Source organism: Stenotrophomonas beteli (assembly GCF_001431665.1).
In the GTDB taxonomy this organism is placed as follows: Bacteria; Pseudomonadota; Gammaproteobacteria; order Xanthomonadales; family Xanthomonadaceae; genus Stenotrophomonas; species Stenotrophomonas beteli.
Genome location: NZ_LLXV01000042.1, coordinates 32,313 through 56,159, shown reverse-complemented (window position 1 = coordinate 56,159; position 23,847 = coordinate 32,313). Strand labels below are relative to the sequence as shown.

Genomic DNA, 23,847 nt, shown 5'->3' with positions numbered 1-23,847 from the left:
CAGGGCTTGCAGCCCTGCCGCAACACCCTTACCGCACCTGTTCCTGCTTGCGTACGATCGCCATCGCGATCTCCAGCGACTGCTCATAGTTCAACCGCGGGTCCACCGTCGAGCGGTACGCGCGCTCCAGATCGCGCTCGGTCAGCTCGCGCGCGCCACCGGTGCACTCGGTCACGTCCTCGCCGGTCAGCTCCAGATGCACGCCGCCCAGGCGCGTGCCGGCGGCCGCGTGCAGGTCGAACGACATCTCCACCTCGCCACGCACATTGTCGAAGCGGCGCGTCTTGAAGCCATTGGCGGTGCTTTCGGTGTTGCCATGCATCGCATCGCACACCCACAGCACGCGGCGGCCGTCGCGCTTGACCGCATCCAGCAGCGGCGGCAGCTTGTCGGCAATCTGCGCCGCGCCCATGCGGTGGATGAAGCTCAGGCGACCCGGCTCATCATGCGGGTTGAGCACATCGATCAGGCGCAGCAGCTGGTCCGGCGACACCGATGGCCCGACCTTGATCGCAATCGGGTTGCGCACCCCCCGCAGGTACTCGACGTGAGCGCCATCCAGCGCAGCGGTGCGCATGCCGATCCACGGATAATGCGTGCTCAGGTTCAGCCAGCCCTGCTGGCGAGGCACCTGCCGGGTCAACGCCTGCTCGTAGGGCAGCAGCAGCGCTTCATGCGAGGTGTAGAAATCGATGCGGTTGAGGTTGTGCACGCGGGCCCCGGCCAGGGTCTCCATGAAGTGCACCGCATCACCAATCGAGGCCACCATCTTCTGGTACTCGGCGGCCAGCGGCGAATGCCGCACCCATTCCAGGTTCCAGTACTCGGGATGGTGCAGGTCGGCGAAGCCGCCATCGATCAGCGCCCGCACGAAGTTCATCGTCATCGCCGAATGCGCGTGGGCCTGCAGCATCCGCTTCGGGTCAGGCAGGCGTGCCGCTTCGGTGAACGCCGGCGCGTTGATCACATCGCCGCGGTAGCTGGGCAGGGTCACGCCGTCGCGGGTCTCGGTGTCGGCCGAGCGCGGCTTGGCGTACTGACCGGCGAAGCGGCCCACGCGGATCACCGGCTGGCGCAGGCCGTGCACCAGCACCAGGCTCATCTGCAGCAGCACTTTCAACCGGTTGGAGATGGTGCCCGATTCGCAATCGCTGAAGTTCTCGGCGCAGTCGCCCCCCTGCAGCAGGAAGCGCTTGCCCTCCTGGGCCTCGGCCAGCTGCTGCTTCAGCGCCAGGATCTCCCACGAGGTGACCAGCGGCGGCAGCCGCTTCAGTTCGTGCAGCGCCGCGTCCAGCGCCACCGGATCGGGATAGGTCGGCATCTGCAGCGCGGTCTTGCCACGCCAGCTCTCCGGCGACCAGGCGGCGCCCACGGCGGCTGCGGCAGGATCGGGCACGGGCGGAACGGCGGACAGGCTCATTGCAGACTTCCGGGGTGGGGGGCGGTCATGGTCGCAGAGCCGGCCGCTGGCGCAAAGGGCCAGGGGCGCGTGCGGCAGCCTGAACGGCAGGGAAAGGGCGGCGCGAGCGGCCAGACACGGCATGCCCGCGGCCGCTGCAACGGGCGCATGATTTGTTACGGAGTAACACTGACACGTCACGGACCGGCCCCCTCCTACGCCACAGGCTCCGCCCTTCCCCATGAAGCCCTCGCCCCTCGCTACCGGCATCACCCTCGTCCTGGCCGCGGCCAGCCTTCCCGCCTTCGCCGCCGCCGCCAATGATGCGGCCGCGCCGGTCACACAGCTGGACGCGGTCACCGTCCACGCCCAGCTCGACCAGGCCCGCAATGCACTGTCGCCGGACATCGGCAGCAGCCAGTACCAGATCACCGCCGAGGACATCCAGAAGCAGCCGCTGGGCGCCTCCGCGCCGCTCAGCCAGGTGCTGCTGCAGGCACCGGGCGTGGTGCAGGACTCTTACGGCGGTGTGCACGTGCGCGGTGACCACGCCAACCTGCAGTACCGCATCAACGGCGTCCTGCTGCCCGAGTCGATTTCCGGCTTCGGCCAGACCCTGGATGCCCGCACCATCAAGAGCATCCGATTGATGGACGGCGCGCTGCCGGCACAGTTCGGCGAGCGCACGGCGGCGGTGGTCGACATCACCACCCGCAGCGGCGCCGAGCTTGGCAATGGCGGCAGTGCCGGGCTGACCACCGGATCGTTCGGCAAGCTCAACCCCAATGCCTCCTGGTGGGGCAGCCAGGGACGCTGGAGCTGGTTCCTGACCGGCAACTACGACCAGAACGAGGTCGGCCTGGAGAGCCCCACCAACGCGCGCAAGCCGTTGCATGACGATACCCATCAGGGCAAGGCCTTCGCCGACCTCACCTACCTGGTCAACGACAGCACCCGCCTGAGTGTGTTTGCCGGCTTTGCCAACAACCGCTTCCAGATTCCGGTCAATCCGGGCCAGACGCCGCAGTTCGGCTACCTGGACACCGCCACCTTCGATTCCAGCCAGCTGGATGAAACCCAGCGCGAGGCCACCCGCTTCGGCATGCTGGTGCTGCAGGGTACGCTCGGCGCCACCGCCTATCAGCTCTCGGCCGGGCAGCGCTACAGCGATGTAGCATTCCACCCGGATGTCATCGGCGACCTGGTGTTCAGTGGCGTCGCCTCACAGGTGCAGCGCAGCAACCGCGCCAACACCCTGCAGGCCGACTTCTCCACCCCGCTGGGCAACGACCACACGCTGCGCTACGGCCTGTACGGCAACTACGAGAATGCGCGCGCCAGCAACAACAGCTGGGTGTTCCCGGTGGACGATGGCGGCCAGCAGTCCAGCACCACGCCACGGCTGATCCCCGACCCCAGCGCTTTCCATGCCAGCACGCTGGCGCTGTACGTGCAGGACGAATGGAAGATCGGCGATGCCTGGACGGTCAACTACGGCCTGCGCGGCGACCGTTACAAGGCCTTCGGCCACACCGAAGGCCAGCTCAGCCCGCGCGTGGGCGTGGTCTGGAATGCCAGCGACAGCACCACCGTGCACGCCGGCTATTCACGCTACTTCACACCACCGGCCAGCGAGCTGATCGCCAGCAGCGACATCGCCCTGTACGACGGCACCACCAACCAGCAGCCCAGTGGTGGCAGCACCACGCCCCTGTCCGAGCGCAGTGACTACTACGACATCGGCGTCTCGCAGCAGCTGGGCGAGCACCTGACCGTAGGCCTGGACGCGTACGACCGCCGCGTTGCGCGCCTGCAGGACGAAGGCCAGTTCGGCGCAGCGTATGTCTATTCGACCTTCAACTACGGCCGCGGCCACATCCGTGGCCTGGAGTTCAGTGCCGACTACAGCAACGGCCCGTTCAGTGCCTACTTCAATGCGGCATACAACAAGGCCCTCGGCACCCAGGTCATCACCGGCCAGTACAACCTCGACCCTGACGCCCTGGCCTACGTCGCCGATCATTGGATCCACCTGGACCACGACCAGAAGCTGACCTCGTCCGGTGGCCTCAGCTATGCCTTCGCCGGCCACAACCGGATCGGTGCGAACTACGTGTTCGGCAGTGGCCTGCGTTCGGACATCGAGGGCGTGCCCAACGGCGGCGAGCTGCCGTCGTACCTGCAGGTGAACCTCAGCGCCGGGCATGACTTCAACGCCGGCAGCGGGCATCCGCTGCATGTGCAGCTGGCCGTGATCAACGCACTGGATCGCAGCTACCAGTTGCGTGATGGCGGCGGCGTCGGTGTATTTGCCCCGCAGTGGGGACCGCGTCGCGGTGCCTACCTGAGCCTGCAGCAGGACTTCTGAGGAGACAGGGGTCGGATCCCTTTCCGCAGGAAAGGGCTCTGACCCCGCACCGGGAATGGAGTCAGAGCCCTTTGCGCTGCAAAGGGATCCGACCCCGTCCTGTTTTCAGCGCCTGACCTTGCGCAGCGACACCACCAGCGCCCACAGCGCCAGCAGCACGAACCACACGCCCGACCACATCGGCATGGTCAGGCCCAGGAAGGTCCAGTCGATGTTGCCGCAGTTGCCGGTGCCGGTCAGCACCGTGCGGAACACTTCCAGCGGCCCCATCGTCTCGCGCAGGAAGCTCAGCGGCGGGCCGCAGGTCGCGCCCATCTCCGGCGGCAGCATCTGCACGTAGACGTGGCGCGCGGCAATGCCGACGCCTACCGCGGCGGCAATGAAGGCGAGAATCCCATAGGTCGCGCGTCCCGGGCGGTTGGACGGCCCGTGCAGCGCACCGATCAGGAACAGCAGGCCCAGCGCGGCGAAGGCCAGCCGCTGGAAGATGCACAGCGGACACGGCTCCAGGCCCATCTTCAGCTGCAGGAAGATCGCGTAGCCGAGCAGGCCCGCGCAGATCAGGAAGCCCAGGAAGAACTGGGCGCGGAAGGGCCAGCGCAGTGGATTCATCGTCAACGCTCAAGTGATCAGGCGCCAAGCGTAACCGAGAGCGCGCGCCATTCGAACCGCCACAGGTGACGCCTGTCGGAACGGTGTGGGTCACTGCCCTTTCCTGCGGATCGGGATCCGCCCCCTGGAAACGCAAAAGCCCGGCGGATGCCGGGCTTTCACTGTGTCGCGTTGGAGCGGTCCGATTACTCGGCCACTTCCTCGGCCACGGCCGGACGGTCGACCAGCTCGACGTAGGCCATCGGTGCGTTGTCGCCGGCGCGGAAACCGCACTTCAGCAGGCGCAGGTAGCCGCCCGGACGGTTCGCGTAACGCGGGCCCAGGATGGTGAACAGGTTGCCCACGGCTTCGTTGTCACGCAGGCGGGCGAAGGCCAGACGACGGTTGGCGACGGAGTCGACCTTGGCCAGGGTGATCAGCGGCTCGGCAACGCGGCGCAGTTCCTTGGCCTTCGGCAGGGTGGTCTTGATCAGCTCGTGCTTGAACAGCGAGGCGGCCATGTTCTTGAACATCGCTTCGCGATGGGCGCTGGTGCGGCTGAACTTACGGCCAGACTTCTGGTGACGCATGGTGATATTCCTTGGTTAATGATGAGACTGTGCGGATCGTTGTCGCCATCCTGGCGTTGCTGCGTGGACTGCGGATGGTCCTGGTCGCCCGTCCTGGACGCCCTGCCCGCGAACCTGGGGTTCGTCGTGGCATGTTTCGTAAACCGGTTGAAGGCTCCACCGTTGCCGGTGGAGCCCTCAGGCATTACCGATATCAGCCCAGCATGCCGTGGCTGGCGACGCCGGCCGGCGGCCAGTTCTCCAGCTTCATGCCGAGCGACAGGCCGCGCTGAGCCAGCACTTCCTTGATCTCGGTGAGCGACTTCTTGCCCAGGTTCGGGGTCTTCAGCAGCTCCACTTCGGTCTTCTGGATCAGATCGCCGATGTAGTAGATGCTCTCGGCCTTCAGGCAGTTGGCCGAACGCACGGTCAGCTCCAGATCGTCGATCGGGCGCAGCAGCACCGGATCCACGCCGTTGTTGGCCGGCTTGGCCGCACCGCGGTCGCGGTGGGTGAAGTCACCGAACACCGACAGCTGGTCGCTGAGGATGTCGGCGGCGGTGCGCACGGCTTCCTCGGCATCGATGGTGCCGTTGGTCTCGATATCGATGACCAGCTTGTCCAGGTCGGTACGCTGTTCGACGCGGGCCGCTTCCACGGCGTAGGCGACACGGCGGACCGGCGAGAACGAGGCATCCAGGACCAGGCGGCCGATGGCACGGGTTTCTTCGTCCGGACGACGACGCGCGGCAGCCGGCTGGTAGCCGAAACCACGTTCGATCTTCAGACGCATGTTGATCGCCGTGTCCTTGGTCAGGTGGCAGATCACATGGTCGCCGTTCAGGATCTCCACATTGTGGTCGACCTTGATGTCGGCAGCGGTGACAACGCCCGGGCCCTGCTTGGACAGGGACAGGGTGGCGCTGTCGCCGGAGTGCATACGGATGGCCACGTCCTTCAGGTTCAGCAGGACTTCGAGCACGTCCTCCTGCAGACCTTCGACCGTGGTGTACTCATGCAACACGCCGTCGATTTCGACTTCCGTGATGGCGAAGCCCGGGATGGACGACAGCAGCACGCGACGCAGGGCGTTGCCCAGCGTATGCCCGTAACCCCGCTCCAAAGGTTCGATAACGACCTTTGCACGGGTGTCGGTAAGGCGTTCGATCTGCGGACCGCGAGGACGCAGAACCTGGTTGGCGGTAACCGTCATGTTGCGGGTTCTCCTAGTGAACCCCCGGCCGTCGCCGGGGGCTCTCCAATGATGAATTACTTCGAATACAGCTCGACGATCAGCGCTTCGTTGATGTCCGCAGGCAGATCCGAACGATCCGGAACGGCCTTGAAGATGCCGGTGAACTTGCCGGAATCCACTTCAACCCACGACGGGCTCAGGTCATGCTGGGCGGCGACGGTCAGGGCTTCCTGGACGCGCAGCTGCTTGGCAGCCTTTTCAGACAGAGCGATGGCGTCGCCAGCCTTGACCTGGTACGAAGCCAGGTTGACCGACTTGCCATTCACGGTGACGCCGCGGTGCGACACCAGCTGACGGGCAGCCGGACGGGTCACGGCGAAGCCCATGCGGTAGACGACGTTGTCCAGGCGGGTTTCCAGCAGCTGCAGCAGGTTCTCGCCGGTGTTGCCCTTCTTGGTCGAGGCCTTCTTGTAGTAGTTGCGGAACTGACGCTCCAGCAGGCCGTAGATACGCTTGACCTTCTGCTTTTCACGCAGCTGGGTGGCGTAGTCGGACAGCTTGCCCTTGCGGGCAGTGGCGCCGTGCTGGCCGGGCTTCTGCTCCAGCTTGCACTTGGAGTCCAGCGCACGCGCCGGGCTCTTCAGGGACAGGTCGGCGCCTTCGCGGCGGGCGAGCTTACAGGTAGGACCGATATAACGAGCCATTTCTTATCGCTCCCTTTAGACGCGACGCTTCTTCGGCGGACGGCACCCGTTGTGCGGGATGGGCGTCACGTCGATGATGTTGGTGATCTTGTAGCCGACGTTGTTCAACGAACGCACGGCCGACTCACGGCCCGGACCCGGGCCCTTGATGCGGACTTCCAGCGACTTCACGCCGTAGTCCAGCGCAGCACGACCGGCCTTTTCAGCCGCCACCTGGGCAGCGAACGGGGTCGACTTGCGCGAACCGCGGAAGCCAGCGCCACCGGAGGTCGCCCACGACAGAGCGTTGCCCTGGCGGTCGGTGATGGTGACGATGGTGTTGTTGAACGAAGCGTGGACGTGGGCAACGCCGTCGGTGACGACGCGCTTGATCTTCTTCTTGGTCTTAGCAGCGGGCTTAGCCATTTCTCAGTCCCTTACTTCTTGATCGCCTTGCGCGGACCCTTGCGGGTGCGGGCGTTGGTACGGGTGCGCTGGCCACGCAGCGGGAGGCCACGACGGTGACGCAGGCCGCGGTAGCAGCCCAGGTCCATCAGGCGCTTGATCGCGATGCCGATTTCACGGCGCAGATCGCCTTCCACGATGTACTTGCCGACTTCGGCGCGCAGGCGCTCGATTTCCGGCTCCGACAGATCGCGGATCTTGGTGGTCGAAGCAACGCCTGCGACTTCGCAGACCTTCTTCGAACGGGTACGGCCGATGCCGTAAATGCTTTGCAACCCGACCCAGACATGCTTCTGGGCTGGCAGGTTGACGCCTGCAATACGCGCCATGACGCGGTTCTCCAGCTGAGTGATGGCCGACAGCGCGCCTCGGGCACGCCAATCCGGCAGGATGGATCAAAAAAGTGAACTAGCGATACTAACAAGGTTCCGGTTTACATGGAAGCCCGTGAAACCATTGGTTTCATGAACCCGGCCTGGGGAGTGTGCCCAGGCTCCGGCGCCGGATGGGGTTGGACCTGGGGTTTCCCCCGGAGCCGCCCGCGCTACTCCAGCGCGGGACCACCTCATCACACCCCCACCCGGAACCGCTGCGGGGGCCGCCCTTCGTTTGTGTGGCCGGAGTCCGCGAAGCGGAGGGACCATCACGTCAGGAAGACGAAAGTATAACAGGCCAATCAGCCGCGGGCAAAGCCGCCGCGGTTGCCACCCTTCAGGTTGGCCTTCTTCAGCAGGCTCTCGTACTGGTGCGACATCAGGTGCGCCTGCACCTGGGCGATGAAGTCCATCACCACCACCACCACGATCAGCAGCGAGGTACCGCCGAAGTAGAACGAGGCATTCAACTGCGTGCGCATCAATTCCGGCAGCAGGCAGACGATCACCAGGTAGGCCGAACCGGCTGCGGTCAGGCGGGTCAGCACGCCGTCGATGTAGTCGGCGGTGGCCTTGCCCGGGCGGATGCCCGGAATCAGCGCACCGGACTTCTTCAGGTTGTCGGCGGTTTCCTGCGAGTTGAACACCAGCGCGGTGTAGAAGAACGCAAAGCCGGTGATCAGCGCGGCGAACACGATCATGTGCAGCGGTTCGCCCGGGCCCAGTGCATTGGCGACCTTCTGCAGGACCTGGCCGAAGCTGCTCTGGTTGGCGGCCTGGCCGGACCACATGGCCAGGGTGGCCGGGAAGGCCAGCAGGCTCGAGGCGAAGATCGCCGGGATGACGCCAGCCATGTTGAGCTTCAGCGGCAGGAACGAGGTCTGGTTCATGTACGCGTTGCGACCGCCCTGGCGGCGCGCGTAATTGACCGTGATCCGGCGCTGGCCACGCTCCACGAACACCACGAAGAAGGTGAAGGCGAGCACGACGATGGCGATCAGCAGCAGCTGGATGAACTGGATGTTGCCGTCGCGGTAGGCGTCGAAGGTGTGGATGACCGCACCCGGCAGGCCGGCCACGATACCTGCGAAGATGATCAGCGACACGCCGTTGCCGATGCCGCGCTCGGTGACCTGCTCGCCGACCCACATCAGGAACATCGTGCCTGCGGTCAGCGCGACCACGGCGGTGAGCACGAAGCCCATGCCCGGTGCGTACACGACCGGAGCGCCCGACGGCGAGACCTGGCCCTGCAGGGCCAGCGCGATCGAACCGCCCTGCACCACCGCCAGCAGCACGGCGCCGATGCGCGAATACTGGGTGATCTTGCGGCGGCCGGACTCACCTTCCTTCTGCATCGCCTTCAGGGCGGGGAAGATGTGAACGGCCAGCTGCATCACGATCGATGCCGAGATATACGGCATCACGTTCAGCGCGAAGATGCTGAAACGGTGCAGGGCGCCGCCCGAGAACATGTTGAACATGTCCACGATGCCGCCGCCCTGCTGTTGCATCATGGCAAGCATGGCATCGGGATTGACGCCCGGCACCGGCACGTAGCAGCCGATGCGATAGACGATCAAAGCCCCGACGACGAACAGCAAACGTTGGCGAAGTTCAGTGAACTTGCCCATTCCGCCCGCGAGGTTACCGATGCCAGCTTGCGCCATGATTTTCTTACTCCGTTACGCTGCCGCCGGCAGCTTCGATCGCGGCCTTGGCACCAGCCGTGGCAGCAATACCCTTCAGGGTGAACGCCTTGGTCACTTCGCCCTTGACGACGACCTTGGCCTTCTTGGCAGTGCTCGGGACCAGCTTGGCAGCACGCAGGGCGGCGAAGTCGATCTCACCGGCCGGCAGCTTGTCCAGCGCGTACAGCAGCACTTCAGCGGTGTCCTTGGCGATCGGCGAACGGAAGCCGATCTTCGGCAGACGACGCTGCATGGGGGTCTGGCCGCCTTCGAAGCCAGCCTTGATCTTGCCGCCACCCTTGCGGGCGAACGAACCCTTGTGGCCGCGGCCGGCAGTCTTGCCCAGGCCCGAGCCGATACCGCGACCGACGCGGGTGCGCTCGGTGCGGGCGCCCGGTGCCGGGCTCAGTTCATTGAGACGCAGAGTCATGATCGATTACTCCTCAACCTTGACGAGGTAGTGAACGGTGTTGATCAGGCCGCGAACCTGCGGGCTGTCCTTCAGTTCACGCACATCGTTGAGCTTGTTCAGGCCCAGAGCACGCACCGACAGGCGGTGACGCGACTGAGCACCACGCAGGCCGCGCACCAGGCGCACCTTCACAGTCTTGTTGGACTCATTAGCCATGGTTGAGTTCCTCCACCTTCTTGCCGCGCTTGGCCGCGATGCGAGCCGGCGACTGCGCCGCAGTCAGGCCCTTCACGGTGGCACGCACCAGGTTGATCGGGTTGCGCGAACCGGTGGCCTTGGCCAGCACGTTCTTCACGCCAACGGCTTCCAGCACGGCGCGCATGGCACCGCCGGCGATCACGCCGGTACCTTCCGAAGCCGGCTGCATGAACACGCGGGCTGCGCCGTGACCATCCTTGATGGTGTGCCACAGGGTGCCGTTGTTCAGGTCAACGCTGACCAGGTTCTTGCGGGCCTGCTCCATCGACTTCTGGATGGCGACCGGCACTTCGCGGGCCTTGCCATAGCCGAAGCCGACCTTGCCTTCGCCGTCGCCGACCACGGTTAGGGCGGTGAAGGTGAACTGGCGGCCACCCTTGACGGTCTTGCTGACGCGGTTGACCGCGACCAGCTTTTCGATCATGCCGTCGTCGATCTTTTCTTCGCGGTTACGGTCGCGATCGCGACCCCGCTGCTGACGCTCTTCTGCCATGTTGATTCCTTGATAGTTTGGGTATGTACGGCTCGAGGCCGCTTATGGTTGTGGAGTGACGCGTCGTTCCGGTGGGCCGCTGCAGAAGAGCGGCGCCGTCCAGCCTCACTCAGGCTGGCGAGCAGGCGGACAGGGGACCCGAAGTCCCCTGCCCTTATCCCTTAGAACTGCAGGCCGGCTTCGCGGGCGGCTTCTGCCAGGGCCTTGATGCGGCCGTGGTAGCGGTAGCCCGAACGATCGAAGGCCACCTTCTCGACGCCGGCGGCCTTGGCGCGCTCAGCCACGATGCGGCCGACCTTGGCAGCGGCCTCGGCGTTCTTGCCGTTCTTCAGGCCTTCCTTGACGTCGGCCTGGGTGGTGTTGGCAGCGGCCAGCACCTTGGAACCGTCAGCGGTGAAGACCTGGGCGTACAGGTGCTGGCCGGTGCGCAGCACCGACAGGCGGGCAACGCCGAGCTCACGGATGTGGGCGCGGGTCGACTTGGCGCGACGCAGGCGGGCGATGTTCTTGTTCATTTTGATTGTTCCTTGAAAGCTGAAGGATGGGCTTCTCCCTGAGGAGCCCGCACATGGATCTGCGGGCTCTTGCGAGGGACTCGCACTTACGCCTTCTTGGCTTCCTTACGGATGATGACTTCGTCGGAGTACTTCACGCCCTTGCCCTTGTACGGTTCCGGCTTGCGGAACGCACGGATCTTGGCGGCGACTTCACCGACGACCTGCTTGTCAGCGCCCTGGACCAGGATCTCGGTCTGGGTCGGGGTCGACAGGGTGATGCCTTCCGGCGCCACGAACACGACCGGGTGCGAGAAGCCCAGCGACAGGCTCAGGTCCTTGCCCTGCATGGCAGCGCGGTAACCCACGCCGACCAGCTCCAGCTTGCGCTCGAAGCCTTCGGACACGCCCTTGACCATGTTGGACAGGATCGCACGCACGGTACCGGTCAGTGCGACCAGCTCGGCGTTTTCGGTGCTCAGGGTGGCAACGCCGTTGTCGACGTTGATGGCAATGCCGGCCGGCTTGGCCAGCGACAGGGTGCCCTTCGGGCCCTTGGCGGTGACGCTGTCCGACTGGACGTTCAGTTCAACCTTACCCAGGTCGATCGGCTTCTTGGCTACGCGGGACATAGTTCTACTCCTTTCGCCTTAGGCCACGAAGCACAGGACTTCGCCGCCGACGCCCAGCTGGCGCGCCTGCGCATCAGTCATGATGCCCTTGGAGGTGGAAATGATGGAGATGCCCAGGCCATTCATGACCTTCGGCAGCTCGCTCTTGCCGCGGTACTGGCGCAGGCCCGAACGCGAGAAGCGCTTCAGGGTCGCGATGACCGGCTTGCCTTCGAAATACTTCAGCACGATTTCCAGCTCGGCCTTGTTGTTTTCCAGCTGGGTCACGCGCAGGTCGGTGATGTAACCCTCGTCCTTCAGGACCTGGGCGATCGCAACCTTGATCTTGGACGACGGGGCTTTCACCGTCTGCTTGCCAACCGCAGCCGCATTCTTGATGCGGACCAGCAGGTCGGCGATGGGATCAGTCATGCTCATATGAGTACCTTTGAGTGCACCGATATCCGCTTTCGCGAAAATCTGTTGTCTCCTGGAAACGGGCCAGGTCCCTTCCTGCGGCGGGCCAGCGGCACGCCCTATAACCCGGTTTGCACAGGGCAAGACGCGGGAGTATACGCCAAAAGAGCCCGACTTGCGTCGGGCTCTTCGGGTTTTTTCGCAGAAGGGAAGCTGAATGCCTCCCCTCCCCGGTTCAGGAACCCCCGAGGGGGCTCCTGATCGCAGGACCGGCTGGGATTACCAGCTGGCCTTGCGCAGGCCCGGGACGTCGCCACGCATGGTAGCTTCACGCAGCTTGTTGCGGCCGAGGCCGAACTTGCTGTAAACGCCACGCGGACGGCCGGACAGCTCGCAGCGGTTGCGCTGGCGGCTCGGCGACGAGTCGCGCGGCAGCTTGGCCAGCTTGGTAGCGGCTTCGATCTTCTCTTCGTAGGTCGCATCCACCGAGGACACGATCTTCTTCAGAGCCGCACGCTTGTCAGCGTACTTCTTGGCCAGCTTTTCCCGCTTGATGTCGCGGTTGACCATGGAGGTCTTTGCCATTTCGGTTTCCTCGACAGATCAGTTACGGAACGGGAACTTGAACGCTGCCAGCAGCGCCTTCGCTTCCGCGTCGGTCTTCGCAGTGGTGGTGATGGCGATATCCATACCGCGGATCGCGTCGACGGCGTCGAAGTCGATTTCCGGGAAGATGATCTGTTCCTTCACACCCATGTTGAAGTTGCCGCGACCGTCGAAGGAACGACCGGAAACACCACGGAAGTCGCGCACGCGCGGCAGCGAGATGTTGATCAGGCGGTCCAGGAACTCGTACATCTTGTGGCGACGCAGCGTGGTCTTGCAGCCGATCGGCCAGCCATCACGGATCTTGAACGACGCAACCGAGATACGCGACTTGGTGACAACCGGCTTCTGGCCGGAAATCTTGGTCATGTCGCCGACGGCGTTTTCCAGGATCTTCTTGTTGGTTGCCGCTTCGCCGACACCCATGTTCAGGGTGACCTTGACGAGCTTCGGCACTTCCATCGGATTGGTGTAGCCGAACTGCTTCATCAGCGCCGGCACCACTTCTTCCTTGTAGAACTTTTCGAGACGGGAAGTCATCTTCACATTCCTCAGGCGTCGAGCGCCTCACCGCTGGAGCGGAACACACGCAGTTTGCGTCCATCCTCCAGCACCTTGAAGCCAACGCGTTCGCCCTTGCCCGAAGCCGGGTTCAGCACATTCACGTTGGAGATATGGATCGAAGCTTCACGCTCGACCACGCCGCCGGCAACGCCTGCCTGCGGGTTCGGCTTGGTGTGGCGCTTGACGATGTTCACGTTGGCGACGACCACACGGTCGCCGTCGACGCGGACGACTTCGCCCTGCTTGCCCTTGTCCTTGCCGGTGTTGACGACGACCTGGTCGCCCTTCTTGATACGGTTAGCCATGATTATCTCCTGTCGCTCACAGCACTTCGGGAGCGAGCGAGACGATCTTCATGAACTTCTCCGAACGAAGTTCACGGGTCACCGGCCCGAAGATACGGGTGCCGATCGGCTCCTGCTTGTTGTTCAGCAGAACGGCAGCGTTGCCGTCGAAGCGGATCAGCGAGCCGTCGGCGCGACGCACACCCTTGCGGGTACGCACCACGACGGCGTCATACACTTCGCCCTTCTTGACCTTGCCGCGCGGAATCGCATCCTTCACGGTGACCTTGATGATGTCGCCGATGCCGGCGTAACGGCGCTTGGAACCACCCAGCACCTTGAAGCACATCACCTGCTTGGCACCCGAATTGTCCGCGACGTCAAGGTAGCTCTGCATCTGGATCATGATTCAGACTCCTTATTCAGCCGCACGCGTGATGACTTCCACCACGCGCCAGTTCTTGGTCTTGGACATCGGAGCAATCTCGGTCACGCGGACGACATCGCCTTCCTTGCAGGCGTTGTCGGCATCGTGGGCGTGCAGCTTGGTCGAGCGCTTGATGTACTTGCCGTACAGCGCGTGCTTGACCTGACGCTCAACCAGGACGGTAACCGTCTTGTCCATCTTGTTGCTGACGACACGGCCTTCGACCGTGCGCAGCGTCTTGTTTTCAGTATTGTCGCTCATAGCGGCCATCCTTACTTCGTGCTGCCGAGCAGGGTCTTGACGCGAGCAATCTCGCGACGGACCCGGCGGATGTCGTGGGTCTTCGGCAGCTGGCCGGTGACCTGCTGCATACGGACAGAGAACTGTTCCTTACGCAGGTCGATCAGGTGGGCCTTCAGTTCGTCAGCCGACTTTTCACGGAGAGTTTTGATATCCATCAGCGCACCGTACGGGTCACGAAAGTGGTGGTGACCGAGAGCTTGGCGGCGGCCAGGCGGAACGCCTCGCGTGCCACTTCTTCGGTAACACCCTCGATTTCATAGATCATGCGGCCGGGCTGGATCTGGGCCACCCAGTATTCCACGTTGCCCTTACCCGAACCCATTCGAACTTCGATGGGCTTCTTGGTGATGGGCTTGTCGGGGAACACGCGGATCCACATCTTGCCGCCGCGCTTGACGTAGCGGCTGATCGAGCGGCGGGCCGCTTCGATCTGACGCGCGGTCAGCTGACCGTGTGCGGTTGCCTTCAGGCCGTACTCGCCGAAGCTGACAGCGTTGGCGCTCCAGCTCAGGCCTTCGTTACGGCCCTTGTGTACCTTGCGGTACTTGGTTCGCTTGGGTTGCAACATTGTCGTTACCTCGCTTCACGAGCCGGGCGCTGACGGTCACCGCGGTCGCCGCGATCGTGACGATCGTTGCGCGACGGGGTGTCGTCCTGCTTTTCCTGGCCAACCTGGGAGAAATCGAAGACTTCGCCCTTGTAGATCCAGACCTTGATGCCGATGATGCCGTAGGTCGTCTTGGCTTCAGCGAAGCCATAGTCGATGTCGGCACGCAGGGTGTGCAGCGGCACGCGGCCTTCGCGGTACCACTCCGAACGGGCGATTTCCGCACCGTTGAGGCGGCCACCCACGTTGACCTTGATGCCCAGGGCACCCAGGCGCATCGCGTTGCCGACCGAGCGCTTCATGGCGCGGCGGAACATGATGCGACGCTCCAGCTGCTGGGCGATCGACTCGGCAACGAGCTGCGCGTCCAGTTCCGGCTTGCGCACTTCGGTGACGTTGATGTGCGCCGGAACGCCCATCATCTCGCTCACTTCCTTGCGCAGCTTCTCGATGTCCTCACCGCGCTTGCCGATCACCACGCCCGGGCGGGCGGTGTGGATCGTCACGCGAGCGGTCTTGGCCGGACGCTCGATCAGGATCTTGCTGATGCCGGCCTGAGCCAGCTTCTTGCGCAGCATTTCGCGCACTTTCAGGTCGGCTGCCAGGTAACCAGCGAACTCGGCCTTGTTGGCGTACCACTTGGAGTTCCAGTCCTTGGAAATACCGAGACGGATACCAATCGGATGAACTTTATGACCCATGGTCTTTTCCTTATCCGCTTACTTGCCGGCGCCCACAACCACAGTGATGTGGCTGGTGCGCTTGAGGATGCGGGTACCGCGGCCTTTCGCCCGCGCCATGAAACGCTTCAGGGTCGGACCTTCATCAACCATGATGGTCTGAACCTTCAGCTCGTCGACGTCGGCGCCCTGGTTGTTCTCGGCGTTGGCAATAGCCGACTCCACCACCTTCTTGATCAGGTGGGCAGCCTTCTTGTCCGAGAACTTCAGCAGGTTGACCGCACGCTCGGCCGGCAGACCGCGCACCTGGTCAGCGACCAGACGAGCCTTCTGCGGGGAGATGCGCGCAGTGCGCAGGATGGCTTTCGCTTCCATTGTCATCTCTCCTTACTTGCCCGACTTCTTGTCACCACCGTGACCCTTGAAGGTCCGGGTGATGGCAAATTCGCCGAGCTTGTGGCCGACCATGTTCTCGTTGACGAGAACCGGGATGTGGTTCTTGCCGTTATGCACGGCAATGGTGATGCCTACCATGTCAGGCAGGATCATCGAACGGCGCGACCAGGTCTTGATCGGCTTCTTGCTGCCCGCAGCGGCCTCCACCTTCTTGACGAGGTGGTGATCGACGAACGGGCCCTTCTTGAGTGAACGTGCCATGGTCGATTAGCCCCTACGATCGCGGACGATGAACTGCTGAGTGCGCTTGTTATGGCGCGTCTTGTAACCCTTGGTCGGGACACCCCACGGGGTGACCGGGTGCGGGTTACCCTGGCCGGCCTTCGCCTCACCACCACCGTGCGGGTGGTCAACCGGGTTCATGGCAGCACCACGAACGGTCGGGCGGACGCCGCGCCAGCGCTTGGCACCGGCCTTGCCCAGCTTTTCCAGGCTGTGCTCGTCGTTGCCGACTTCGCCGATGGTGGCGCAGCACTCGACCGGAACCTTACGCATTTCACCCGAGCGCAGGCGCAGGGTGGCGTAGATGCCTTCACGGGCCACCAGCTGCACGGCCGCACCTGCGGCACGGGCGATCTGAGCGCCCTTGCCGGGCTTCAGTTCGATGCAGTGGATGGTGGTACCGACCGGGATGTTGCGCAGCGGCAGGGTGTTGCCGGCCTTGATCGGGGCGTCCGAACCAGCGATCACCTGATCACCAGCCTTCAGGCCCTTCGGGGCGATGATGTAGCGGCGCTCACCGTCGACGTAGCACAGCAGGGCGATGTGGGCGGTGCGGTTCGGATCGTATTCGATGCGTTCCACGCGCGCCGGAATGCCCAGCTTGTTGCGCTTGAAGTCGATGATGCGGTAGTGCTGCTTGGCACCACCACCGACGTGACGCACGGTGATGCGGCCGTGGTGGTTACGACCACCCGAGCGGCTCTGCGACTCGACCAGTGCGGCGTGCGGAGCACCCTTGTGCAGGTCGGGCGTGACCACGCGCACGGCCGAACGACGACCGGGGGAAGTGGGCTTGAATTTCATCAATGGCATGGGATGTACCTCAGGCCTTGGCCGTTACATCGATCGACTGGCCGTCGGCCAGGCGAACGTACGCCTTGCGCCAATCGCCGCGGCGGCCAGCACGGTTACGGAAGGACTTGTTCTTGCCCTTGACGTTGACCACGTTGACGGCTTCGACCTTGACGTCGAACAGCTGCTCAACCGCGGCCTTTACATCGGCCTTGGTGGCTTCGTTCGAAACTTCGAAGACATACTGGTTGGAGAGTTCCTGCAGGCGCGCGGTCTTTTCGGAGACACGCGGGGCACGCAGCACGCTGAAGATTTTTTCGTTGCTGTTCATGCCAGCCACTCCTCGACCTTCTTGACCGCGTCAGCGGTGATGACGACCGTGTCGGCACCGACCAGCGACACCGGATCCAGGCCCTGGACGTCACGCACCTGCACGTACGGCAGATTGCGGGCGGACAGGTACAGGTGCTCGGAGGCATCTTCGGTGACGATCAGCGGGCGCTTGCCCACTTCCAGGCCGGCCAGCTTGGCGATCAGACCCTTCGTGCTGGTGGCTTCGACGTCGAAGGCCTCCACGATGGTCAGACGGCCCTGACGGTTCAGCTCGGACAGGATCGCGCACATGGCGGCACGGTACTGCTTACGATTGACCTTCTGCTCGAAGCTGCGCGGCTTGGCCGCGAAGGTGACACCGCCGCCGACGAAGATCGGAGCCGTCAGTGCGCCATGACGCGCGCCGCCGCCCTTCTGCTTCTTCGACTTCTTGGTGGTACCAGCCACTTCGGAGCGAGTCTTCTGCGCCTTGGTGCCGGCGCGACCGGCGTTGCGGTAAGCAACGACGACCTGGTGGACCAGATCTTCGCTGAAATCGCGACCGAACACGGCTTCGGAGACCGAGACCTTGTTGTTGCTACCCGTGATAACGAGTTCCATCGTCATCTCTCCTTATGCCTTGCTCGCCGGACGGACGATCACATCGCCACCCGCCGCGCCCGGAACGGCGCCGCGAACCGCAATCAGACCGCGCTCGACGTCGACCTTGACCACTTCCAGGTTCTGGGTGCTCTGCTGCACCGCGCCCATGTGGCCCGACATCTTCTTGCCCGGGAAAACGCGACCCGGGGTCTGGCGCTGACCCAGCGAACCCGGCGCGCGATGCGACAGCGAGTTACCGTGGGTTGCATCGCCCATACGGAAGTTGTGGCGCTTGATGGTGCCCTGGAAGCCCTTACCCTTGGTGACACCCTGGACGTCGACGATCTGGCCGACTTCGAAGATGTCCGCCTTGACTTCGCCGCCAACGGCGAAATCGCCGAGCTGCGCGTCTTCAACGCGGAATTCCCACAGGCCACGACCCGCTTCCACCTTCGCCTTGGCGAAGTGGCCGGCTTCCGGCTTGTTGACCAGGGCAGCGCGACGCGCGCCGACGGTCACCTGCACGGCGCTGTAGCCGTCGGTTTCGACGGTCTTGATCTGCGCGATGCGGTTCGGGGTTGCTTCGATCAGGGTCACCGGGATGGAACGACCATCTTCGGTGAACACGCGGCTCATGCCGGCCTTGCGGCCCACGAAGCCCAACGAATACTTCTTCGTCATGGTCGTAGTCCTCAGGTCAGCTTGATCTGAACGTCGACGCCGGCAGCCAGTTCGAGCTTCATCAGCGCGTCCACGGTCTTGTCATTCGGGTCAACGATATCGAGCACGCGCTTGTGCGTGCGGGTCTCGTACTGGTCACGCGCGTCCTTGTCGACGTGCGGGGAGACGAGAACGGTGTAACGCTCGATCTTGGTCGGCAGCGGGATCGGGCCACGCACTTGCGCGCCGGTCCGCTTTGCCGTTTCAACGATCTCGCTGGCCGAACGGTCGATCAGACGATGATCGAACGCTTTCAGCCGGATCCGGATCTTTTGGTCCGCCATGGCGGTAGGTTCCTTCGTTAAAAGAGCGACAGACAAAGCCTCTGGGTTGCTTTGCCCCATGAAATTCCTGAATACGGACGGCCCGCACTCCTGCAGGCCGACAAGGTCAATCCGTAGACCTCAAAAACGTAGGCAGACCCGTTCCCAGGCCTGCCCAGACGTAGAAGCATAATGGCACACAAGGCAGCTGTCAACAGTCGCCTGTTGACGCCGCCTGAATGGCATTGACCCTTCCTGGTCCGGGGAACACAAGGCACATCCTGTGCCTGCTTTCCCATTTGATACGCCCCGATGCCCTACCCAGGCAACATCGGGGCGCAGATACTACCAGATTACTCGATGATCTTCGAGACCACGCCGGCGCCGACGGTACGGCCACCTTCGCGGATGGCGAAGCGCAGGCCTTCGTCCATGGCCACCGGGTTGATCAGGGTGACTTCCATCTTGATGTTGTCACCCGGCATCACCATTTCGACGCCTTCCGGCAGCTTGGCAGCGCCGGTGATGTCGGTGGTGCGGAAGTAGAACTGCGGACGGTAGCCGTTGAAGAACGGGGTGTGACGGCCGCCCTCGTCCTTCGACAGGACGTAGACTTCACCTTCGAACTTGGTGTGCGGCTTGATCGAACCCGGCTTGGCCAGAACCTGGCCGCGCTCGACGTCGTCACGCTTGGTGCCGCGCAGCAGCAGGCCGGCGTTGTCGCCTGCCTGGCCCTGGTCCAGCAGCTTGCGGAACATTTCAACGCCGGTCACGGTGGTCTTCTGCACCGGACGGATACCGACGATTTCGATTTCGTCGCCGACCTTGATGATGCCGCGCTCGATACGACCGGTCACCACGGTGCCGCGGCCCGAGATCGAGAACACGTCTTCCACCGGCATCAGGAACGGCTTGTCGATCGCACGCTCCGGCTCCGGAATCCAGGTGTCCAGGGCATCGACCAGCTTCAGGATGGCCGGCACGCCGATGTCGCTCTGGTCGCCTTCCAGCGCCAGGCGGGCCGAACCCGCGATGATCGGGGTGTCGTCGCCCGGGAACTCGTACTTGCTCAGCAGTTCGCGCACTTCCATCTCGACCAGCTCGAGCAGCTCGGCGTCGTCGACCATGTCGGCCTTGTTCAGGAACACGACGATGTACGGCACGCCGACCTGACGCGACAGCAGGATGTGCTCGCGGGTCTGCGGCATCGGGCCGTCAGCGGCCGAGCACACCAGGATCGCGCCGTCCATCTGGGCGGCACCGGTGATCATGTTCTTGACGTAGTCAGCGTGGCCCGGGCAGTCAACGTGGGCGTAGTGACGGGTCGGGGATTCGTATTCGACGTGTGCGGTCGAGATCGTGATACCACGCGCCTTTTCTTCCGGTGCGGCGTCGATGGCGTCATACGCCTTGAACTCGCCACCGAAGCGCTCGGCACCGATCTTGGTCAGTGCGGCGGTCAGCGTGGTCTTGCCGTGGTCGACGTGACCGATGGTGCCGACGTTGACGTGCGGCTTGGTGCGCTCGAACTTACCCTTTGCCATTGTTCTATACCTTGATTGTTCGTAAGTGGTTTCAAGAGAGGCTGAGCGAGGCTCAGCCCTTCTTCATGACGGCTTCGGCGATGTTGGTCGGCGCCGGCTCGTAGTGATCGAATTCCATGGTGAAGGTGGCGCGGCCCTGGGTCTGCGAACGCAGCGCAGTGGCGTAGCCGAACATTTCACCCAGCGGGATCATCGCGTTGATGATGCTGGCCGAACCGTCACCGGTGGTGTCGGAACCCTGCAGCACGCCGCGACGACGGCTGACGTCGCCCATCACGTCACCCTGGTAATCCTCCGGGGTCACGATCTCGACCTTCATGATCGGCTCCAGCAGCACCGGCTTGGCCTTGGCGAAGCCCTGCTTGAAGGCCATCGACGAAGCCAGCTTGAACGCCATTTCCGAGGAGTCGACGTCGTGGTACGAACCGAACACCAGCTTCACCTTGACGTCCACCACCGGGAAGCCAGCCAGCGGACCGCTGGTGATGGTTTCGCGCAGGCCCTTCTCGACCGACGGAATGAATTCCTTCGGGATCACGCCGCCGGTGATGTCGTTGATGAACAGGAAGTCGTCCTTGATGGCCGGAGCCAGCTTCGGATCGGCACGGTCGGCAGCAGTGATCGGCGACAGCTCGATCACGACGTGACCGTACTGACCCTTACCACCAGACTGCTTGGCGTGCTTGTAGTCCGACTTGACGTCGGCCAGGGTGATGGTTTCGCGGTAGGCCACCTGCGGCGCGCCGACGTTGGCTTCAACGTTGAACTCGCGCTTCAGGCGGTCGACGATGATGTCCAGGTGCAGCTCGCCCATGCCCGAGATGATGGTCTGGCCGGATTCTTCGTCGGTCTTGACGCGGAACGACGGATCTTCCTGCGCCAGACGGCCCAGGGCCAGGCCCATCTTTTCCTGGTCCGACTTGGTCTTCGGCTCGACGGCCATCGAGATCACCGGCTCCGGGAACGTCATGCGCTCCAGGATGATCGGGGCGTCCACGGCGCACAGGGTGTCACCGGTGGTGGTGTCCTTCAGGCCCACCGCCGCGGCGATGTCACCGGCCAGAACTTCCTTGATTTCCTCGCGGTTGTTCGAGTGCATCTGCAGGATGCGGCCGATGCGCTCCTTCTTGCCCTTCACCGAGTTCAGCACGGTGTCGCCACCGTTCAGGGTGCCCGAGTAGACACGGAAGAAGGTCAGCGCGCCGACGAACGGGTCGGTGATGATCTTGAAGGCCAGCGACGAGAACGGAGCCTTGTCGTCCGACTTGCGGGTCATTTCGACGGTGTCGTCGTCAACGTCCACGCCCTTCACGTCCGGCACGTCGACCGGCGACGGCAGCAGCTGGATCACGCCGTCCAGCATGGCCTGCACGCCCTTGTTCTTGAAGGCCGAGCCGCAGTACATCGGCACGATCTCGGTGGCCAGGGTGCGGGTACGCAGCGCGTTGATGATTTCAGCCTCGGCCAGCTCTTCGCCGCCCAGGTACTTTTCCATCAGCTCTTCGCTGGCTTCGGCAGCGGTCTCGACCATGAACTGGCGAGCCTCTTCGGCAGCCGCCTGCAGCTCGGCCGGGATGTCGCTGTACTCGAACTTCATGCCCTGCGAAGCCTCATCCCAATGGATGGCCTTCATCTTCAGCAGGTCGACAACGCCCTTGAAGTTGTCTTCAGCGCCGATCGGCAGCTGCATCGGCACGGCAACGGCGCCCAGCTTGGCCTTCAGCTGGCCGACGACCTTCTGGAAGTTGGCACCGGTGCGGTCCATCTTGTTGACGAACGCGATGCGCGGCACGTGGTACTTGTTGGCCTGGCGCCACACGGTTTCCGACTGCGGCTGCACGCCACCGACGGCGCACAGGACGAAGACGGCACCGTCGAGCACGCGCAGCGAGCGCTCCACTTCGATGGTGAAGTCGACGTGCCCGGGGGTGTCGATGATGTTGAAGCGGTGCTCCGGCAGGGACTTGTCCATGCCCTTCCAGAACGCGGTGGTGGCAGCGGACTGGATCGTGATGCCACGCTCCTGCTCCTGCTCCATCCAGTCCATGGTGGCGGCGCCGTCATGCACTTCACCGATCTTGTGGCTCTTGCCGGTGTAGAACAGGATGCGCTCGGACGTGGTGGTCTTGCCGGCATCGATGTGGGCCATGATGCCGAAGTTGCGGTAACGCTCGATGGGAGTGGAACGGGCCACGGGGAGCCTCTCAGATTTCTTGGAATTCGGATGGCCGAACGCCGCCTTGCGGCGGCCTTCGGATTGGCGCAGCCCTTCTGGGGCCGCGAGGCAGCACCGTAATGGTGCTGCCCTGCCTGTTTTACAAGGCCGTCAAACTCACCAGCGGTAGTGGGCGAATGCCTTGTTGGCTTCGGCCATGCGGTGGGTTTCTTCGCGCTTCTTGATGGCGCCGCCACGGTTTTCCGAGGCGTCGATCAGTTCAGCAGCCAGCTTCTTCGGCATGGTGTTCTCACCACGCTTGCGCGCGGAGTCGATCAGCCAGCGCATGGCCAGAGCCATCTTGCGCGACGAGCGCACTTCGACCGGCACCTGGTAGGTGGCACCACCGACGCGGCGCGACTTGACTTCGACCGCCGGAGCGACGTTGTCCAGCGCCTTCTGCACCAGTTCAATGGCGTTGGCGCTGCTGTTCTTCTCGGTGATCACGTCCATGGCGCCGTACACGATCTTTTCGGCGACGGACTTCTTGCCGCTCTGCATGACCATGTTGATGAAGCGGGCGATGGTTTCGCTTCCGTGCTTCGGATCGGGCAGGACGGAACGCTGCGGAGTATTACCCTTACGCGACATTGTGCTCTCTCCTTATGCCTTCGGACGCTTGGCGCCGTACTTGGAACGGGCCTGGCGACGCTTGGCAACGCCGGCGGCGTCGAGCGAGCCACGAACGGTGTGGTAACGCACACCCGGCAGGTCCTTGACGCGACCGCCGCGGATCAGGACCACGGAGTGCTCCTGCAGGTTGTGGCCTTCACCACCGATGTAGGAAATCACTTCTTCCTGGTTGGTCAGGCGGACCTTGGCAACCTTGCGCAGAGCCGAGTTCGGCTTCTTCGGAGTGGTGGTGTAGACACGGGTGCAGACGCCACGGCGCTGCGGGCACTTGTCGAGCGCCGGCGAGGCACTCTTGTAGGTGGTCGCTTGCCGCGGCTTGCGGACCAGCTGGTTGATCGTCGCCATCAGTAGGTTCTTCTGATTGGTGGCCGGAAAATCCGACCAGAGATGCGGAAATGTTAAAGCAGGCCGAAATTTTGGCCTGCTGAGACAGACGATTGTAGCAACCTGCCAGGAAAGCAGTCAAACGCCTCCTGTCAAGCCCGTTCCTGATCCCGGAACGTTACTGGGGGGCCTCCGTGTACCCCGTTCAGGTTGGCGGGGTGGATCGCGGACGATCCGCCCTGCCCTTTCCCAATCCCATCAATGCACCGATG

Annotated in this window: 34 protein-coding genes; 1 reads left to right on the top strand and 33 read right to left on the bottom strand. The window is 63.6% G+C overall.

The features are described 5' to 3' along the window. Positions 1-28: 28 nt before the first annotated feature. The gene (locus ARC23_RS11365) at positions 29-1,420 is read right to left on the bottom strand and encodes a class II 3-deoxy-7-phosphoheptulonate synthase (protein ID WP_057497309.1); all 1,392 of its coding nucleotides are present in this window, start codon (positions 1,418-1,420) and stop codon (positions 29-31) included. Positions 1,421-1,640: 220 nt separating this feature from the next. Between ARC23_RS11365 and ARC23_RS11360 the strand changes: the two genes are divergently transcribed. After that, a complete protein-coding gene (locus tag ARC23_RS11360) occupies positions 1,641-3,767 on the top strand; it encodes a TonB-dependent receptor (RefSeq protein ID WP_057497308.1) in 2,127 nt (708 codons plus the stop codon). Positions 3,768-3,872: 105 nt separating this feature from the next. Here ARC23_RS11360 and ARC23_RS11355 read toward each other — a convergent pair whose 3' ends face one another. The 32 genes from ARC23_RS11355 to rpsL form a co-directional block, all read right to left on the bottom strand. Beyond that, entirely contained in the window at positions 3,873-4,379 is a 507-nt protein-coding gene (locus ARC23_RS11355) for a disulfide bond formation protein B (RefSeq protein WP_057497307.1), read from the bottom strand. 185 nt (positions 4,380-4,564) lie between these two features. After that, the gene (gene rplQ, locus ARC23_RS11350) at positions 4,565-4,948 is read right to left on the bottom strand and encodes a 50S ribosomal protein L17 (RefSeq protein WP_053519752.1); all 384 of its coding nucleotides are present in this window, start codon (positions 4,946-4,948) and stop codon (positions 4,565-4,567) included. A gap of 193 nt (positions 4,949-5,141) precedes the next feature. Continuing rightward, positions 5,142-6,140, bottom strand: a complete 999-nt coding sequence (locus ARC23_RS11345) for a DNA-directed RNA polymerase subunit alpha (protein ID WP_005408216.1) — start codon at positions 6,138-6,140, stop codon at positions 5,142-5,144. A gap of 56 nt (positions 6,141-6,196) precedes the next feature. Then, on the bottom strand, positions 6,197-6,826 hold the full coding sequence (gene rpsD, locus ARC23_RS11340) for a 30S ribosomal protein S4 (RefSeq protein ID WP_004145446.1): 630 nt from the start codon (positions 6,824-6,826) through the stop codon (positions 6,197-6,199). Between the two features lie 15 nt (positions 6,827-6,841). Beyond that, entirely contained in the window at positions 6,842-7,231 is a 390-nt protein-coding gene (gene rpsK, locus ARC23_RS11335) for a 30S ribosomal protein S11 (protein WP_004145443.1), read from the bottom strand. An 11-nt stretch (positions 7,232-7,242) separates the two neighbouring features. After that, positions 7,243-7,599 carry a 30S ribosomal protein S13 gene (gene rpsM / locus ARC23_RS11330; RefSeq protein WP_004154500.1) on the bottom strand — a complete coding sequence of 119 codons (357 nt, stop codon included), beginning with the start codon at positions 7,597-7,599 and terminating at the stop codon, positions 7,243-7,245. Between the two features lie 347 nt (positions 7,600-7,946). Further along, positions 7,947-9,314, bottom strand: coding sequence for a preprotein translocase subunit SecY (gene secY, locus ARC23_RS11325; RefSeq protein ID WP_005415420.1), 1,368 nt, complete (start codon positions 9,312-9,314; stop codon positions 7,947-7,949). Positions 9,315-9,321: 7 nt separating this feature from the next. Further along, on the bottom strand, positions 9,322-9,765 hold the full coding sequence (gene rplO / locus ARC23_RS11320; RefSeq protein WP_004154498.1) for a 50S ribosomal protein L15: 444 nt from the start codon (positions 9,763-9,765) through the stop codon (positions 9,322-9,324). 6 nt (positions 9,766-9,771) lie between these two features. Next, positions 9,772-9,963, bottom strand: a complete 192-nt coding sequence (rpmD, locus tag ARC23_RS11315) for a 50S ribosomal protein L30 (RefSeq protein WP_004145412.1) — start codon at positions 9,961-9,963, stop codon at positions 9,772-9,774. After that, the gene (gene rpsE / locus ARC23_RS11310) at positions 9,956-10,498 is read right to left on the bottom strand and encodes a 30S ribosomal protein S5 (protein ID WP_005415419.1); all 543 of its coding nucleotides are present in this window, start codon (positions 10,496-10,498) and stop codon (positions 9,956-9,958) included. The genes rpmD and rpsE overlap by 8 nt, the downstream gene beginning before the upstream one ends. 161 nt (positions 10,499-10,659) lie before the next feature. Next, positions 10,660-11,019: a 50S ribosomal protein L18 gene (gene rplR, locus ARC23_RS11305; protein ID WP_203226356.1), complete on the bottom strand. Its 360-nt coding sequence runs from the start codon at positions 11,017-11,019 to the stop codon at positions 10,660-10,662. 80 nt (positions 11,020-11,099) lie between these two features. Beyond that, a complete protein-coding gene (rplF, locus tag ARC23_RS11300; RefSeq protein ID WP_049401434.1) occupies positions 11,100-11,624 on the bottom strand; it encodes a 50S ribosomal protein L6 in 525 nt (174 codons plus the stop codon). Between the two features lie 18 nt (positions 11,625-11,642). Then, entirely contained in the window at positions 11,643-12,041 is a 399-nt protein-coding gene (gene rpsH, locus ARC23_RS11295) for a 30S ribosomal protein S8 (protein WP_005415417.1), read from the bottom strand. Positions 12,042-12,299: 258 nt separating this feature from the next. Then, positions 12,300-12,605, bottom strand: a complete 306-nt coding sequence (gene rpsN, locus ARC23_RS11290; protein WP_057497305.1) for a 30S ribosomal protein S14 — start codon at positions 12,603-12,605, stop codon at positions 12,300-12,302. A gap of 18 nt (positions 12,606-12,623) precedes the next feature. After that, entirely contained in the window at positions 12,624-13,166 is a 543-nt protein-coding gene (gene rplE / locus ARC23_RS11285; protein WP_004145361.1) for a 50S ribosomal protein L5, read from the bottom strand. Between the two features lie 11 nt (positions 13,167-13,177). Next, positions 13,178-13,495 carry a 50S ribosomal protein L24 gene (gene rplX, locus ARC23_RS11280; RefSeq protein WP_053519745.1) on the bottom strand — a complete coding sequence of 106 codons (318 nt, stop codon included), beginning with the start codon at positions 13,493-13,495 and terminating at the stop codon, positions 13,178-13,180. Positions 13,496-13,511: 16 nt separating this feature from the next. Then, positions 13,512-13,880 carry a 50S ribosomal protein L14 gene (gene rplN / locus ARC23_RS11275; protein WP_010483978.1) on the bottom strand — a complete coding sequence of 123 codons (369 nt, stop codon included), beginning with the start codon at positions 13,878-13,880 and terminating at the stop codon, positions 13,512-13,514. 12 nt (positions 13,881-13,892) lie between these two features. Continuing rightward, positions 13,893-14,162: a 30S ribosomal protein S17 gene (gene rpsQ, locus ARC23_RS11270; protein WP_053519744.1), complete on the bottom strand. Its 270-nt coding sequence runs from the start codon at positions 14,160-14,162 to the stop codon at positions 13,893-13,895. Positions 14,163-14,173: 11 nt separating this feature from the next. After that, on the bottom strand, positions 14,174-14,359 hold the full coding sequence (rpmC, locus tag ARC23_RS11265) for a 50S ribosomal protein L29 (RefSeq protein WP_004154487.1): 186 nt from the start codon (positions 14,357-14,359) through the stop codon (positions 14,174-14,176). Further along, positions 14,359-14,772, bottom strand: coding sequence for a 50S ribosomal protein L16 (gene rplP / locus ARC23_RS11260; protein WP_025879305.1), 414 nt, complete (start codon positions 14,770-14,772; stop codon positions 14,359-14,361). The genes rpmC and rplP overlap by 1 nt, the downstream gene beginning before the upstream one ends. Positions 14,773-14,777: 5 nt before the next feature. Then, entirely contained in the window at positions 14,778-15,512 is a 735-nt protein-coding gene (gene rpsC, locus ARC23_RS11255; RefSeq protein ID WP_004145350.1) for a 30S ribosomal protein S3, read from the bottom strand. An 18-nt stretch (positions 15,513-15,530) separates the two neighbouring features. Then, entirely contained in the window at positions 15,531-15,866 is a 336-nt protein-coding gene (gene rplV, locus ARC23_RS11250) for a 50S ribosomal protein L22 (RefSeq protein WP_080375339.1), read from the bottom strand. A gap of 12 nt (positions 15,867-15,878) precedes the next feature. Continuing rightward, positions 15,879-16,148, bottom strand: coding sequence for a 30S ribosomal protein S19 (gene rpsS, locus ARC23_RS11245; RefSeq protein WP_005415413.1), 270 nt, complete (start codon positions 16,146-16,148; stop codon positions 15,879-15,881). A 6-nt stretch (positions 16,149-16,154) separates the two neighbouring features. Next, positions 16,155-16,982: a 50S ribosomal protein L2 gene (rplB, locus tag ARC23_RS11240; RefSeq protein WP_004145339.1), complete on the bottom strand. Its 828-nt coding sequence runs from the start codon at positions 16,980-16,982 to the stop codon at positions 16,155-16,157. Positions 16,983-16,992: 10 nt separating this feature from the next. After that, the gene (rplW, locus tag ARC23_RS11235; RefSeq protein ID WP_004145338.1) at positions 16,993-17,292 is read right to left on the bottom strand and encodes a 50S ribosomal protein L23; all 300 of its coding nucleotides are present in this window, start codon (positions 17,290-17,292) and stop codon (positions 16,993-16,995) included. Next, positions 17,289-17,894, bottom strand: a complete 606-nt coding sequence (gene rplD / locus ARC23_RS11230) for a 50S ribosomal protein L4 (RefSeq protein ID WP_057497304.1) — start codon at positions 17,892-17,894, stop codon at positions 17,289-17,291. The genes rplW and rplD overlap by 4 nt, the downstream gene beginning before the upstream one ends. A gap of 12 nt (positions 17,895-17,906) precedes the next feature. Then, on the bottom strand, positions 17,907-18,557 hold the full coding sequence (gene rplC, locus ARC23_RS11225; protein ID WP_004145336.1) for a 50S ribosomal protein L3: 651 nt from the start codon (positions 18,555-18,557) through the stop codon (positions 17,907-17,909). Positions 18,558-18,568: 11 nt separating this feature from the next. Next, a complete protein-coding gene (rpsJ, locus tag ARC23_RS11220) occupies positions 18,569-18,880 on the bottom strand; it encodes a 30S ribosomal protein S10 (RefSeq protein WP_005408208.1) in 312 nt (103 codons plus the stop codon). A gap of 332 nt (positions 18,881-19,212) precedes the next feature. Continuing rightward, positions 19,213-20,403, bottom strand: a complete 1,191-nt coding sequence (gene tuf / locus ARC23_RS11215) for an elongation factor Tu (protein ID WP_057497303.1) — start codon at positions 20,401-20,403, stop codon at positions 19,213-19,215. A gap of 52 nt (positions 20,404-20,455) precedes the next feature. Then, a complete protein-coding gene (gene fusA, locus ARC23_RS11210; RefSeq protein ID WP_057497302.1) occupies positions 20,456-22,597 on the bottom strand; it encodes an elongation factor G in 2,142 nt (713 codons plus the stop codon). 138 nt (positions 22,598-22,735) lie between these two features. Next, the gene (rpsG, locus tag ARC23_RS11205) at positions 22,736-23,209 is read right to left on the bottom strand and encodes a 30S ribosomal protein S7 (protein ID WP_004145321.1); all 474 of its coding nucleotides are present in this window, start codon (positions 23,207-23,209) and stop codon (positions 22,736-22,738) included. Positions 23,210-23,221: 12 nt separating this feature from the next. Continuing rightward, entirely contained in the window at positions 23,222-23,596 is a 375-nt protein-coding gene (rpsL, locus tag ARC23_RS11200; protein WP_004145320.1) for a 30S ribosomal protein S12, read from the bottom strand. Positions 23,597-23,847: the final 251 nt, after the last annotated feature.

Bases quoted from the DNA above. Each gene is read 5' to 3' on its own strand.
- ARC23_RS11365 (WP_057497309.1), bottom strand. From the start codon at position 1,420: ATGAGCCTGTCCGCCGTTCCGCCCGTGCCCGATCCTGCCGCAGCCGCC.
- ARC23_RS11360 (WP_057497308.1), top strand. From the start codon at position 1,641: ATGAAGCCCTCGCCCCTCGCTACCGGCATCACCCTCGTCCTGGCCGCG.
- ARC23_RS11355 (WP_057497307.1), bottom strand. From the start codon at position 4,379: ATGAATCCACTGCGCTGGCCCTTCCGCGCCCAGTTCTTCCTGGGCTTC.
- rplQ (WP_053519752.1), bottom strand. From the start codon at position 4,948: ATGCGTCACCAGAAGTCTGGCCGTAAGTTCAGCCGCACCAGCGCCCAT.
- ARC23_RS11345 (WP_005408216.1), bottom strand. From the start codon at position 6,140: ATGACGGTTACCGCCAACCAGGTTCTGCGTCCTCGCGGTCCGCAGATC.
- rpsD (WP_004145446.1), bottom strand. From the start codon at position 6,826: ATGGCTCGTTATATCGGTCCTACCTGTAAGCTCGCCCGCCGCGAAGGC.
- rpsK (WP_004145443.1), bottom strand. From the start codon at position 7,231: ATGGCTAAGCCCGCTGCTAAGACCAAGAAGAAGATCAAGCGCGTCGTC.
- rpsM (WP_004154500.1), bottom strand. From the start codon at position 7,599: ATGGCGCGTATTGCAGGCGTCAACCTGCCAGCCCAGAAGCATGTCTGG.
- secY (WP_005415420.1), bottom strand. From the start codon at position 9,314: ATGGCGCAAGCTGGCATCGGTAACCTCGCGGGCGGAATGGGCAAGTTC.
- rplO (WP_004154498.1), bottom strand. From the start codon at position 9,765: ATGACTCTGCGTCTCAATGAACTGAGCCCGGCACCGGGCGCCCGCACC.
- rpmD (WP_004145412.1), bottom strand. From the start codon at position 9,963: ATGGCTAATGAGTCCAACAAGACTGTGAAGGTGCGCCTGGTGCGCGGC.
- rpsE (WP_005415419.1), bottom strand. From the start codon at position 10,498: ATGGCAGAAGAGCGTCAGCAGCGGGGTCGCGATCGCGACCGTAACCGC.
- rplF (WP_049401434.1), bottom strand. From the start codon at position 11,624: ATGTCCCGCGTAGCCAAGAAGCCGATCGACCTGGGTAAGGTTGAACTG.
- rpsH (WP_005415417.1), bottom strand. From the start codon at position 12,041: ATGAGCATGACTGATCCCATCGCCGACCTGCTGGTCCGCATCAAGAAT.
- rpsN (WP_057497305.1), bottom strand. From the start codon at position 12,605: ATGGCAAAGACCTCCATGGTCAACCGCGACATCAAGCGGGAAAAGCTG.
- rplE (WP_004145361.1), bottom strand. From the start codon at position 13,166: ATGACTTCCCGTCTCGAAAAGTTCTACAAGGAAGAAGTGGTGCCGGCG.
- rplX (WP_053519745.1), bottom strand. From the start codon at position 13,495: ATGGCTAACCGTATCAAGAAGGGCGACCAGGTCGTCGTCAACACCGGC.
- rplN (WP_010483978.1), bottom strand. From the start codon at position 13,880: ATGATCCAGATGCAGAGCTACCTTGACGTCGCGGACAATTCGGGTGCC.
- rpsQ (WP_053519744.1), bottom strand. From the start codon at position 14,162: ATGAGCGACAATACTGAAAACAAGACGCTGCGCACGGTCGAAGGCCGT.
- rpmC (WP_004154487.1), bottom strand. From the start codon at position 14,359: ATGGATATCAAAACTCTCCGTGAAAAGTCGGCTGACGAACTGAAGGCC.
- rplP (WP_025879305.1), bottom strand. From the start codon at position 14,772: ATGTTGCAACCCAAGCGAACCAAGTACCGCAAGGTACACAAGGGCCGT.
- rpsC (WP_004145350.1), bottom strand. From the start codon at position 15,512: ATGGGTCATAAAGTTCATCCGATTGGTATCCGTCTCGGTATTTCCAAG.
- rplV (WP_080375339.1), bottom strand. From the start codon at position 15,866: ATGGAAGCGAAAGCCATCCTGCGCACTGCGCGCATCTCCCCGCAGAAG.
- rpsS (WP_005415413.1), bottom strand. From the start codon at position 16,148: ATGGCACGTTCACTCAAGAAGGGCCCGTTCGTCGATCACCACCTCGTC.
- rplB (WP_004145339.1), bottom strand. From the start codon at position 16,982: ATGCCATTGATGAAATTCAAGCCCACTTCCCCCGGTCGTCGTTCGGCC.
- rplW (WP_004145338.1), bottom strand. From the start codon at position 17,292: ATGAACAGCAACGAAAAAATCTTCAGCGTGCTGCGTGCCCCGCGTGTC.
- rplD (WP_057497304.1), bottom strand. From the start codon at position 17,894: ATGGAACTCGTTATCACGGGTAGCAACAACAAGGTCTCGGTCTCCGAA.
- rplC (WP_004145336.1), bottom strand. From the start codon at position 18,557: ATGACGAAGAAGTATTCGTTGGGCTTCGTGGGCCGCAAGGCCGGCATG.
- rpsJ (WP_005408208.1), bottom strand. From the start codon at position 18,880: ATGGCGGACCAAAAGATCCGGATCCGGCTGAAAGCGTTCGATCATCGT.
- tuf (WP_057497303.1), bottom strand. From the start codon at position 20,403: ATGGCAAAGGGTAAGTTCGAGCGCACCAAGCCGCACGTCAACGTCGGC.
- rpsG (WP_004145321.1), bottom strand. From the start codon at position 23,209: ATGTCGCGTAAGGGTAATACTCCGCAGCGTTCCGTCCTGCCCGATCCG.
- rpsL (WP_004145320.1), bottom strand. From the start codon at position 23,596: ATGGCGACGATCAACCAGCTGGTCCGCAAGCCGCGGCAAGCGACCACC.